The following is a 10,897-nucleotide window of genomic DNA, read 5'->3' as shown; positions in this document are numbered from 1 at the left end:
CTAGGGGCGCAGGGCTTCGCACAGGGCGTCCAGCGCGGGCCGGTAGGCGGCGCCGAGCGGGGTGCTGTAGCCGATGACGAAGCCCTGCGGCCGCCCGGACGGGTCCTGCCAGTGCTCGCGGAGGGGCATGAGCGCGAGGCCGAGGGACGCGGCGCGCCGCATGACCTCGTCCTCGTCCGGCCCGCCGGAGGGCAGCAGGACGAGGGCGTGCAGGCCGGCCGCGACGCCCCGCACGCGGACGTGCGGGGCGCGGGCGCGCAGCGTCTCGACGAGGAGGTCGCGCCGGCGCCGGTAGCGGAGCCGGGACGCGCGGACGTGCCTGTCGTAGGCGTGGGTCTCGATGAGGTCCGCGAGGGCGAGCTGAGCGAGCGACTGCGTGTGGGCGTCGGCGAGCCGTTTGGCCTCGGTGACCGGTTCGACCAGGTGCGCGGGCAGCACCAGCCACGCGATCCGCAGCGCCGGGGCCAGCGTCTTGGACGCGGTGCCGCCGTGGACGACGAGGTCGGGGGCCGTGCCCTGCAGGGCGCCGACCGGCTGCCGGTCGTAGCGGAACTCGCCGTCGTAAAGGCACGAAGATCGCCGGGAGGGCGGCAGAGTGGACGGAGATCCACCGAGCCGAACAGGATGGACCATGAAACACCTCGGCATACTCGCCCACAGCGCGGAAGGCGCCGCGCTCTGCTTCCGGACCTTCTGCCAGGAGGGCTTCCGCGAGCTCGGCCCCGACGACCATCCGGACGTGACCCTCGACCTCATCGCGTTGGCCCGCAGCATGCCCGCCTGGGAGTCCGGCGACCACGACGCGGTCCGGGCGGTCCTGGCCGAGAGCGTCCGGCGGCTCGCGGCCGCGGGCGCGGACTTCTTCGCCTGCCCGGACAACACCGCGCACCTGGCGCTCGAACGCCCCGGCGGCGACCTGCCGCTGCCGGGCCTGCACATCGCCGAGGTCGTCGCCGAGCAGGCCGCGGCCGACGGCCGGACACGCGTCGGCGTCCTCGGCACCCGCTTCACGATGGACGGCCCGGTCTACCCGCGCGAGCTGGCCGCCCGCGGCATCGCCGCCGAGGTCCCGGACGCCCCCGACCGCCAGACCGTCGACCGGATCATCTTCGAGGAGCTGGTGAACGGCGTCTTCACCGAGGAGTCGCGCCGCGCGTACGCGGAGGTCATCGAGCGGCTCGCCGAGCGCGGCTGCGACGCCGTCGCGCTGGTGTGCACCGAGATCCCGCTGCTGGTGACGCCCGGCGTCTCGCCGCTGCCGACGCTCGACTCGACCCGGCTGCTCGCCCGCGCCGCGTTCGAGGTCGCGGTGGGCCGCCGCCCGCTGCCCGACTGGCGCGGCGGACATTTCCAGCGGCATCGAGACGAGGCGCCGCTAGCCTGATCAGAGCCCGTTTTGTCCATGACCAGGGGGAATCCTCCGGGGACGGGCCGGGGCGACCGAGAGGGGGGCGCGATGGACTTCCGGGAGCTGCACCACGGCGACCGCCCGCTGGTGCTGCCGAACGCGTGGGACTTCGCGAGCGGTGCGGCGCTGGTCCAGGCGGGGTTCCCCGCGATCGGGACGACGAGCCTCGGCGTCGCGGCGGCGGCCGGGAAGACCGACGCGACCGGCGACACGCGGGAGGAGACCATCGCGCTCGCCCGCACGCTGGCGCGGCTGCCCGTGCCGGTCACCGTCGACATCGAGGGCGGGTTCTCCGACCGGGCCGCGGACGTCGCCGGCCTCGCCGCCGAGCTGGCCTCGTTCGGGATCGCCGGGATCAACCTGGAGGACGGTCGCCCGGACGGGACGCTCGCGCCCCTCGGCCACCAGACGAGCGTGCTCGCCGCCGTGAAGCGGGCCGCGCCGGGGCTGTTCCTCAACGCCCGCACCGACACGTTCTGGCTCGGCGGCCCCGACCGGGAGGAGACGCTGCGCCGGGTGCGCGCCTACGCGGAGGCCGGCGCGGACGGCGTGTTCGTCCCGGGCATCGTGGACGACGCCGACATCCGGGCAGTGCTGGAGGCGGCGGGCGTGCCGCTGAACGTCCTGTACCTGCCGGGCAGGACGGAGTACCCGCGGCTCGCGCGGCTGGGCGTGCACCGGGTGAGCACCGGGTCGCTGCCGTTCCGCAGGGCGCTGCACGCCGCCGTCACCGCGGCCCTCGCCGTCACCGGCGAGGGCGGCGACCGCCCCGCGCTCGGCTACGGGGACGTGCAGCGGCTCGTCAGTGGCCGGTGATCCGGTCGGCGAGCCGCGCCAGGGCGGACGTGCCCGGCGACCCCGACGCCGACTCGCGCGCGTCGGCGGCCCGGTAGAGCGCGTACATCGCGTGGACGCCGAGCCAGCGCAGCGGCTCGGGCTCCCAGCGGCGGACGCGCCGGTCCACCCACGGCAGCGCGGTCAGCGCGGTGTCCTCGCGCAGGACGAGGTCGCGGAGGGTCCGGCCGGCGAGGTTGGCGGCGGCGACGCCGTGCCCGGTGTAGCCGCCCGCGTGGCCGAGCCCCGTCCCGTGGTCGAGGACGACTGTCGCGCACCAGTCGCGCGGCACCCCGAGCACCCCCGACCAGGCGTGGTCGACGCGCCCTTCGTCGGCGACGGCGGGGAACATCCCGGTCAGCATCGCCCAGAGGGCGTCGACCGTGCCCTGGTCGGTGCGGCCGCCGGCGTCGACGCGGGAGGCGTAGCGGTAGGGGCGGCCCCGCCCGCCGAACGCGATGCGGTCGTCGGCGGTGCGCTGCGCGTACATGTAGTAGTGCGCCATGTCGCCGAGGAGCTCGCGGCGCTCCCAGCCGATCGCCTTCCAGGTGACCGCGGGCAGCGGCGTGGTGACGATCATGGAGCTGTTCATCGGGAGCCAGTCGCGGCGGTGGCCGGGCAGCCCGGCGGTGAAGCCCTCGGTGGCGCGCAGCACGTAGCGGGCGGTGACGGTGCCGTACGGGGTGGCGGCGGAGGCCGCGCCGCCGCGCCGCGGGTTGATCCGCACGACCGGCGTCCCCTCGAAGATCTCGACGCCGAGCTTCCGGACCGCCGCCGCGAGGCCGCGGGCGAGGGCGGCGGGCTGCACGCGGGCGCAGTGCGGGCTCCACGCCGCGCCGGTCGCGCCCTCGACGCGGAGCCGGTCGTCGCGTTCGGCGGCGGGCAGGGGGACGAGGTCGTCGTCCGTCCAGCCCCACCGGCGGGCCTCGTCGACCATCGCGGCGAGCCGGGCGCGCTGCGCGGCGTTGCGGGCGACGTGCAGCACCCCGCCCTTCACCAGGCCGGCGTCGATGCCCTCAGCGGCGGCGACCCGGACGACCTCGTCCACCGCGCCGAACATGGCGCGCTGCAGCGCGATCGCGGCGGCGCGGCCGTGCCGGGCGGCGTAGCGCTCCCGCGACCCGGCGATCTCCCCGAGGACCCAGCCGCCGTTGCGGCCGGACGCGCCGAACCCGGCGAACTCGCGTTCCAGCACGACGATCCGCAGGTCGGGGCGGGCGCGCTTGAGGTAGTAGGCGGTCCAGAGGCCGGTGTACCCGGCGCCGACGACGCAGACGTCCGCCGTGCGCGGCCCGGGCAGCCGGGGGCCGGGCTCGGGGAGTCCGGCGGACCGGTACCAGAACGAGACGCCGCCGTTGCCGAAGCCGGCCGCGAGAGGCGCGCGGCCAGAGGAGGAGCTCATGCGCTAATCCTGCTGTATTCCGCAGCGAAATCAACAGGTGGCAACGGATTCTATGGGACTGCATCCACAATTCGACGGGATCCGATCCAGCGGGACCGCTCCGCGGCATAGTAGGCGGCGCCGTCGGGACCGGACGGGCCGTCCCGCCACCGCCGCATCCCGAGCTGCAGCGCGATCTCCGCCGACGCGGCGTTGGCCGTGTCGATCTCGGCGGTGATGCGGTGCACGCCCACCACCCCGAACGCGTAGTCGAGCACCGCGCGGGACGCCTCGGCCGCGAGGCCCCGCCCCCAGTGCTCCGGTTCGAGGCTGTAGAGGATCTCGACGTCCACGCCGTGCCCGAGGGGCCCCTCGTGGTGGCTGAGCCCCGCGACGCCGATCAGCGGGTCGCCGGACGCGGCGCCCAGCGCGTCGATCCCGGCGGACCAGCGGGCGGGGCGCAGCGCCCACAGCCCGTAGCCCTCGGTCGCGAAGTCCCGCTCGCTCGCCTCGATGATCTCGCTGACCTGCACGGGCGTGACCACCCGGTCGTCGAACAGGTGGCGGCGGACCAGCGGCCCCGTCCAGTGCGCCAGCAGCGCGCTGTGGTCGCGCATCGACACCGGGTGCAGCGCGAGCCGCACGGTGCGCAGCACCTCACTCATCGGCGTCCTCCGGCCACTCGGGCGCCTCCTCCCCGTCCGGGAGGCCGACCCGGAACACGCGCAGCTGCAGCGCGAGCGCCTGGTAGTAGCCGACGAGCGTGACCAGTTCGACGACGGCGGCGCGGCCGAGCGTCGCGACCGCCTCGGTGTACACGGCGTCGGAGAGGTCGCCCTCGGCGGCGAGCTGCCGGACCGCCTCGTACACGACGCGCTCGCGGACGTCCCCGAGCATCGGGGCGCGGCCGGCCCGCAGGGCGTCGGTCTCCGCCTCGGTGAGCCCGTGCCGGCGCCCGATCCGCTCGTGCGCGTACCACTCGTAGTCGGAGCGGGCGTGCGCGGCGACGACGAGCGTGGCGATCTCCCGCTCGCGTTTGGTGAACGCCGTCCGGAAGCGCAGCGCGGCCCCGAGGTCCTGCAGCGGCAGGCCCACGGACGGGCTGTAGAGCATGGCGTTGAAGGGGCCGTGCAGCCGGCCGATGTCGTCGGCGAGGCCGACGGGCGGGGTGCGGCCCTCGGCGCGGGGGCCGCCGGTCACCGCCTCGTACACGGCGCGCTGCTCGTCGCTGAGGGACTCGGGGAGCAGCAGCGGCAGCCGGGGCGGGGACGGGCCGCGGCGCGGTCGATCGTTGACGTGCTCACCGCTCACGGGGTCGATCACTTACCGCACGCTAGGCGCTCGGCGCGGGCGGCTCAACCCCCGGTCCGGAATGTGAAACCCCTGGCACACGGTGACGTGGCGGCGGCGTGACACCGCGCCCGCTGGCAGGATGGCCGGGTGAGCGGCATCTACGACGACCCGTGGGCGTACGAGCTGGCGTGCTCGTTCCGCGACGTGCCGGCCGAGGTGGACGTGCTCCTCGGCTGGTGCGCCGAGCTGGGCGCGGAGCCGGCGTCGGTGCTGGAGCTGGCCGCCGGCCCGGCCGAGCACGCCCGGGAGTTCGCCCGGCGCGGCCTGGCCGCGACGGCGCTCGACCTGAACCCGGAGATGTGCGCCTACGCCGCCCGCGAGGCCGCACGAGCCGGGGTCGAGGTGGAGGTCGTCCGGGACGACATGACCCGCTTCGACCTGGGCCGCCGGTTCGACCTCGTCGTGACCATGCTCGACTCGACGTCCCACCTGATGACGCTGGACGCGTTCGTCGCGCACCTGCGCCGCGTCGCCGCGCACCTGTCCCCCGGCGGCCTCTACATCGTGGAGATGTCGCACCCCCGGGACCGGCTGGGCGACGAGCCGAGCGTCAGCACCGGCTGGACGGTCCGGCGCGACGGCGTGCGGGCCGACGTGCGGTGGGGCGAGCCGTCCGACAGGCTCGACCCGGTCACCCAGGTCGCCGACGACCACGTGACGATGACGATCACGGACGGCGGCGGCACGCGGGTGATCCGCGACGTCGTCCCCTACCGCTTCTGGACGGCGACCGAGCTGGACGCCGCGGTCCGCCTCGCCGGCGGCCTCGGCGCGGTCGCCCGGTACGGCGACTTCGGGACCGGTGAGGACGCGGTGGCCCTCACCGACCCCGCCGCCTGGCGGATGATCACGATTCTGCGGGGCGTCTAGGGCGCCGGCGCCCAGCCCGGCATGGGGTAGGCCGCGAGCAGCTCGCGGACCTGCCCGGCGACGCGCTCGACGACCGCCTCGTCCTGCTTGGCGGCGGCCTGCACGACCTCGTCGATCCAGGCCGCGACCTGCGGCATCTGCTCCTCGCCGAGACCGCGGGTGGTGATCGCGGCGGTGCCGAGCCGCAGCCCGGACGGGTCGAACGGCTTGCGCGGGTCGAACGGGACGGCGTTGTAGTTCAGCTCGATCCCGGCGCGGTCGAGGGCCTGCGCCGCCGGCTTGCCCGCGACGCCCTTGTTCGTCAGGTCGATCAGGATGAGGTGGTTGTCGGTGCCGCCGGAGATCAGGTCGTAGCCGCGGTCGGTCAGCGCGGCGGCCAGCACCTTCGCGTTCGCGACGATCTGCCGGGCGTACCGGGTGAAGTCCGGCCGGGCCGCCTCCTTCAGCGCGACGGCGATCGCGGCGGTGGTGTGGTCGTGCGGGCCGCCCTGCAGCCCGGGGAAGACCGCCTTGTCGATCGCCTTCGCGTGCTCGGCGGTCGACAGGATCATGGCGCCGCGCGGGCCGCGCAGCGTCTTGTGCGTGGTGGTGGTGACCACATCGGCGTGCCCGATCGGGGACGGGTGCGCGCCGCCCGCGATCAGCCCGGCGATGTGGGCGATGTCGGCGGCGAGCACCGCGCCGGCCTCGCGGGCGATCTCCGCGAACGCCGGGAAGTCGATCGTCCGCGGGATGGCGGTGCCGCCGCACCAGATCAGCTTCGGCCGCTCCTTGAGCGCCAGGTCGCGGACCTGGTCCATGTCGACCCGCCCGGTGTCGGCGCGCACGTCGTACCGGACGGGACGGAACCACTTGCCGGTGGCGGACACGGACCAGCCGTGCGTCAGGTGCCCGCCCATCGGCAGGGACAGGCCCATCACCGGGTCGCCGGGCTCCAGGAACGCCATGTACACGGCGAGGTTCGCGGGCGACCCCGAGTACGGCTGGACGTTGGCGTGCTCGGCGCCGAACACCTCCTTCGCCCGCTGGATCGCCAGCAGCTCGATCGGGTCGACGTTCTGCTGGCCCTCGTAGTACCGCTTGCCGGCGTAGCCCTCGGAGTACTTGTTCGTCAGGACCGAGCCGGTGGCCTCCAGCACCGCCGGCGACACGTAGTTCTCGGACGCGATCAGCCGGAGCTTCTCGTACTGGCGGCGGGCCTCGGCCTCGACCAGCCCGGCGATCTCGGGGTCCTGGTCCTGCAGATGGGGGACGGGCGGTTCGTGCATGGTGAGCCTCCGCGCTGCTCGCGCCGGGGTTTCGGGCGCCCCGGCGAAGGGGACCCGTACGCCCAGGCGCGCGGCGTGCGGACTAGTTTCGCTCCCCGGTGGTCGTCTCCACCTTCACTGCGCCAGTCACGTGCACGCCATCATACCGGGGCGGCCGCGGCCGCGCCGGGACGGAGACGACGAACAGCCCGCCGAGCAGGAGCAGCGACCCGGCCGCGACCGGCGCCGACATGCGCTCGCCGAGGACGGCGATGGCGAGCCCCGCCGCGACCAGCGGCTCGGCGAGGCTGAGCGTCCCGGCCGTCGCGGCGGAGACGCGCCCCAGCCCGGTGACGAAGAACATGTACGCGGCCGCCGTCGCCGCGATCCCGAGCCAGGCGACGAGGCCCGCCGAACGCGGCTCCGCGAGCGCCGGAAGCTCGGCCACCGCCCAGGGCAGCAGGGCCGCTCCCCCGGCGAGCAGCGTGACCGACACCGCGGCGGCCATCCCCGCGTCCCGCCCGGTGAGGACCTTGGCGGACACCGTATAGACGCCGAAGCACGTCCCGCCCACGAGGCTCAGCACGATCCCCGCCGGGTCGACGTGGACGGCCGTCCCCGGCACCATCAGCAACGCGACGCCCCCGATCGCGCACGCCGTCCCTGCCCACCACCTGCCGCTGAGCCGCGCCCGCAGGACGAGCCGCTCGCACAGCCCGGTCGAGACGGGCGCCAGCCCGAACACCACGGCGGTCGCGACGGCGGCGCCGGTGCGGTCGACCGCGCTGAAGAACGCGGCCTGGAAGGTCCCGGTGGCGGCGGAGGCCGCCAGGACCGGAACCCACGTCCGCCGCCCCAGCGTGAGGAACGCGCGCCGGTTCGCGCCGAGCACCAGCACGGCCAGGATCAGCCCGCCGGAGAAGATCCGCGCGCCGCCGACGGCGACCGGGCTCGCCGCCGGCCCCGCCAGCACCTGCGCCGGCCCGACCGTCCCCCAGAGCACCCCGGCCGCGAGCACGAGCAGCGACCCGGACAGATTGCTTCGTCGATCCATACGACCGAAGCTAGAAGGATATGCGGCAGACAGTTCTCAGCACCGAACTTCATTCGCCTTAGCAGCCCACACCCGCCGTTCATTCGCCACGAAAGCCCACCGAACAGAGCCGCCCACACGACGTTCGGCGCTACCGCGTCTCGCTCGTGGGAAGTTCGGACTGCTCCACGGGCTGGACGTAGTCGTAGACGACGGTCGTCCGCACGTCCACGAACTCCTTGCGCCGCGCGAGCCGATCGAGCACGAAGTCGCGCAGGTACGCGGTGCTCGGCACGGCCACGTGCACGAGCAGATCCTCGTTGCCGGTGACGACGAAGACGCCGACGGCCTCGGGCATCGCCGCCATGCCGTCCCGCGCCGACTCGATCGCCTCCCGCGACTGCGGCCGGATCCTGATCGAGATCAGCGCCTGCACGCCCCGCCCGAGGCGCTCGAAGTCCACCGCCGCGTGGAATCCGGTGATGACGCCGCGCGCCCGCAGCGCCCGCGTCCGCTCCAGGGCGGTGGACGGCGCGATCCCCACCGCCTCCGCCAGCTCGCGGTTGGTCTGCCGCCCGTCCCGCTGCAGCCGCCGCAGGATCGCCTGATCGACCGCGTCCACCGCCGCCCCTCCCGAATCGACCGCCAGAAGCCGAACTCCCGCGCGTGAACCACGCCCGGAAGCCCCACATCCCGAAGATTATTCGACCCTGCCACGGCGCAGGCGATTTCGCCGATGCCGCCGGCGCCTTCCCACCCCGACAATTGGCGGCTCACAGCTTCGGGAGAGGTCGATCGTGAGCGGAACTCATCGCGGGGGGCGGCGCAGGCGCCGGATGCGCGGAGCGTCGGCCGTTTCGGGCATCGCGCTGGCCGCGGTGCTGGGGACGTCGGTGTACGCCCTCTCCGAGGCCGAGGAATGCCCGGCGGCCGCCCCCGTCGTCGACGTGGCCGCCGCGCCGGAGATCACGGAGGCGGTCTCGGCGGTGGCCGCGGCGTTCAACCGCGAGACCCGATGCATGCGGGTCGCCGTGCGCTCGGCGGGCCCGGCCGGGGTGACGGCGCTGCTCGCGGGGCAGATCCCGCCCGGCGCCGGCGTCCGCAAGCCCGACCTGTGGATACCCGACGCGTCGCTGTGGCTCCGCATGCTCGACGATCCACCGGCGGCGAGCTCGTTGGCGAGGTCCCCGCTGGTGGCGGCCTTGCCGCGGGCACAGGCCGGCCGGGTGAACGAGTCCTGGGAAGACATCCTGAACTCGGCCGTCCCGGGTTCCGCGGACTCCCGGACCTTCGACCTCAAGATCGCCGACCCGTCCCGCACCGGCGCGGGCATGACGTCGCTGCTGATCGTCCACGGACGGAACAGGAGGATGTCCGCGTTCGCGGCCTTCGCCCGCGACGTCCGCCAGGGCATCGCCCAGGACGCGCGAGCGGAGTTCGCCGCGTTCACCGACCGCACGTCCCGCCGCGTCCCCATCCTCCTGACCTCGGAACAGGCCGTGTGGGCGCACAACCGCGCGAAGCCGTCCGACCCCGCGGAGGCGGTCTATCCCCGCGACGGCACCCTCTTCCTCGACTATCCGGTGATGCCGGTCAACGACACGCCGCCGGTCCGGCGGTTCGAGCAGGCGCTGCGCACCGACGAGGCCCGCAGGGTGTTCCAGACGCACGGTTTCCGCGACCCGGACGGCGACCCGCCGCCTTCCTTCGCCGACGCCGACGGCGTGGACGCCTGGCTGCCGCCCGAACTTCCCGTCCCGGAGCCGCGCGAGGTCAGGCAGGTCGCACAGGCATGGGCACGCCTGGCGCTCGGCTCCCGCATGCTGTCACTGATCGACGTGTCCGGCTCGATGGCCCGGCCCGTGCCCGGCACGAAGCTGACCCGGCTGCAGGCGATCGCCCAGGCGTCCCAGCAGGGCCTCGCCCTCCAGCCGGACGACACCGAACTCGGCCAGTGGATCTTCTCCACGGAGATGGCCGGCGACCGCGACTGGCGGGTCACCGTGCCGATGGGCCCTCTCGGCAGCCGCATAGGCTCGACGACCCGCCGCCAGCGCATCCTGAGCACCCTCACGTCCCTGCGCCCGAAACCGGACGGCGACACGGCCCTCTACGACACCCTCCTGGCCGCCGTCCGCTACATGCGCCGCACCTACAAGCCGGAGATGGTCAACACGGTCCTGGTCTTCACCGACGGCCGCAACGAGGACCCTGACGGCCCCACCCTCCAGACGACTTTGACGGCCCTGCGCAAGGACCGGGACCCGGCCCGTCCCGTACAGATCATCGTCATAGGCTTCGGCCCGGACGTGGACACCACCGAACTACGCAAGATCGCCAACGCGACGGGCGGCAGCGTCTACACCGCGCACGCCCCGCAAGACATCCTGCGAATCTTCGGCCAGGCCACAGCCCGCCGCCTATGCGCCCCCACCTGCTAAGAGAACGGCCCCCCGGACCAACACAGACGCCTCTTGGACGAGCACGATTCATACCCTCTTGGACCAGACCCGCGCCGTGGCCACCGACCGAAGCGACGGCCACGGGCAGGCACGCGGAGGGCGCTCTGCGCCCGGAGCGGGCATGCCCGGCGACGCAGGCGACCGCAGCGACGCCACACACGCCCGCACAGGCACGACAGACCGCAACAGCGGCGCGAGGATCGCCTGCGTCGCTAACGGGGGTTCCAGGGGGTCGCCCCCCTGGGGATTACCTTGCAGCCTCCATCGCCTGCTTCACCGCGGCGCGCTTCTCGCGGAGCTTGGCGAGGG

General features: G+C 74.4%; 10 protein-coding genes, 1 pseudogene and 1 riboswitch. Of the genes and pseudogenes, 4 read left to right on the top strand and 7 right to left on the bottom strand.

The features are described from left to right. Positions 1-633, bottom strand: a complete 633-nt coding sequence (locus ACIWVC_RS32665; protein WP_396455023.1) for an aminotransferase class I/II-fold pyridoxal phosphate-dependent enzyme — start codon at positions 631-633, stop codon at positions 1-3. On the opposite strand from ACIWVC_RS32665, the gene ACIWVC_RS32660 reads away from it, so the two are divergent. Both ACIWVC_RS32660 and ACIWVC_RS32655 read left to right on the top strand, forming a co-directional pair. Then, on the top strand, positions 632-1,384 hold the full coding sequence (locus tag ACIWVC_RS32660; protein ID WP_396455022.1) for an aspartate/glutamate racemase family protein: 753 nt from the start codon (positions 632-634) through the stop codon (positions 1,382-1,384). The two genes, ACIWVC_RS32665 and ACIWVC_RS32660, sit on opposite strands and share 2 nt — an antisense overlap. Positions 1,385-1,456: 72 nt before the next feature. Continuing rightward, positions 1,457-2,224 carry an isocitrate lyase/phosphoenolpyruvate mutase family protein gene (locus ACIWVC_RS32655; RefSeq protein WP_396455021.1) on the top strand — a complete coding sequence of 256 codons (768 nt, stop codon included), beginning with the start codon at positions 1,457-1,459 and terminating at the stop codon, positions 2,222-2,224. Here the strand turns inward: ACIWVC_RS32655 and ACIWVC_RS32650 are convergent. The 3 genes from ACIWVC_RS32650 to ACIWVC_RS32640 are packed head-to-tail and all read right to left on the bottom strand — an operon-like array spanning position 2,211 to position 4,946. Then, the gene (locus ACIWVC_RS32650; RefSeq protein WP_396452613.1) at positions 2,211-3,644 is read right to left on the bottom strand and encodes an NAD(P)/FAD-dependent oxidoreductase; all 1,434 of its coding nucleotides are present in this window, start codon (positions 3,642-3,644) and stop codon (positions 2,211-2,213) included. The genes ACIWVC_RS32655 and ACIWVC_RS32650 overlap by 14 nt on opposite strands. 50 nt (positions 3,645-3,694) lie before the next feature. Beyond that, positions 3,695-4,288: a GNAT family N-acetyltransferase gene (locus tag ACIWVC_RS32645; protein WP_396452611.1), complete on the bottom strand. Its 594-nt coding sequence runs from the start codon at positions 4,286-4,288 to the stop codon at positions 3,695-3,697. Next, positions 4,281-4,946 (bottom strand): carboxymuconolactone decarboxylase family protein, encoded by a 666-nt coding sequence (locus ACIWVC_RS32640; RefSeq protein ID WP_396452610.1) that lies wholly within the window; start codon positions 4,944-4,946, stop codon positions 4,281-4,283. The genes ACIWVC_RS32645 and ACIWVC_RS32640 overlap by 8 nt, the downstream gene beginning before the upstream one ends. 117 nt (positions 4,947-5,063) lie before the next feature. On the opposite strand from ACIWVC_RS32640, the gene ACIWVC_RS32635 reads away from it, so the two are divergent. After that, positions 5,064-5,846: a class I SAM-dependent methyltransferase gene (locus ACIWVC_RS32635; protein ID WP_396452608.1), complete on the top strand. Its 783-nt coding sequence runs from the start codon at positions 5,064-5,066 to the stop codon at positions 5,844-5,846. Here ACIWVC_RS32635 and glyA read toward each other — a convergent pair. The 3 genes and pseudogenes from glyA to ACIWVC_RS32620 all read right to left on the bottom strand — a co-directional run bounded on the left by glyA (position 5,843) and on the right by ACIWVC_RS32620 (position 8,748). Next, positions 5,843-7,114: a serine hydroxymethyltransferase gene (gene glyA / locus ACIWVC_RS32630; protein WP_396452606.1), complete on the bottom strand. Its 1,272-nt coding sequence runs from the start codon at positions 7,112-7,114 to the stop codon at positions 5,843-5,845. The genes ACIWVC_RS32635 and glyA overlap by 4 nt on opposite strands. A gap of 53 nt (positions 7,115-7,167) precedes the next feature. Beyond that, a riboswitch (ZMP/ZTP riboswitch) is annotated at positions 7,168-7,254 on the bottom strand. Between the two features lie 92 nt (positions 7,255-7,346). Continuing rightward, a pseudogene (locus tag ACIWVC_RS32625) lies at positions 7,347-8,147 on the bottom strand (DMT family transporter); the annotation flags it as partial. 130 nt (positions 8,148-8,277) lie between these two features. After that, entirely contained in the window at positions 8,278-8,748 is a 471-nt protein-coding gene (locus ACIWVC_RS32620; protein ID WP_396452604.1) for an Lrp/AsnC family transcriptional regulator, read from the bottom strand. A gap of 214 nt (positions 8,749-8,962) precedes the next feature. On the opposite strand from ACIWVC_RS32620, the gene ACIWVC_RS32615 reads away from it, so the two are divergent. Then, positions 8,963-10,567: a substrate-binding and VWA domain-containing protein gene (locus ACIWVC_RS32615; RefSeq protein ID WP_396455020.1), complete on the top strand. Its 1,605-nt coding sequence runs from the start codon at positions 8,963-8,965 to the stop codon at positions 10,565-10,567. Positions 10,568-10,897 lie beyond the last annotated feature (330 nt).

It is taken from the genome of Actinomadura sp., from assembly GCF_044508335.1.
In the GTDB taxonomy this organism is placed as follows: Bacteria; Actinomycetota; Actinomycetes; order Streptosporangiales; family Streptosporangiaceae; genus Spirillospora.
This window is presented reverse-complemented; position numbering and strand designations above follow the sequence as displayed.

Excerpts from the sequence above, each read along its gene's own strand:
- ACIWVC_RS32660 (WP_396455022.1), top strand. The coding sequence starts at position 632 with ATGAAACACCTCGGCATACTCGCCCACAGCGCGGAAGGCGCCGCGCTC.
- ACIWVC_RS32665 (WP_396455023.1), bottom strand. The coding sequence starts at position 633 with ATGGTCCATCCTGTTCGGCTCGGTGGATCTCCGTCCACTCTGCCGCCC.
- ACIWVC_RS32655 (WP_396455021.1), top strand. The coding sequence starts at position 1,457 with ATGGACTTCCGGGAGCTGCACCACGGCGACCGCCCGCTGGTGCTGCCG.
- ACIWVC_RS32650 (WP_396452613.1), bottom strand. The coding sequence starts at position 3,644 with ATGAGCTCCTCCTCTGGCCGCGCGCCTCTCGCGGCCGGCTTCGGCAAC.
- ACIWVC_RS32645 (WP_396452611.1), bottom strand. The coding sequence starts at position 4,288 with ATGAGTGAGGTGCTGCGCACCGTGCGGCTCGCGCTGCACCCGGTGTCG.
- glyA (WP_396452606.1), bottom strand. The coding sequence starts at position 7,114 with ATGCACGAACCGCCCGTCCCCCATCTGCAGGACCAGGACCCCGAGATC.
- ACIWVC_RS32615 (WP_396455020.1), top strand. The coding sequence starts at position 8,963 with ATGCGCGGAGCGTCGGCCGTTTCGGGCATCGCGCTGGCCGCGGTGCTG.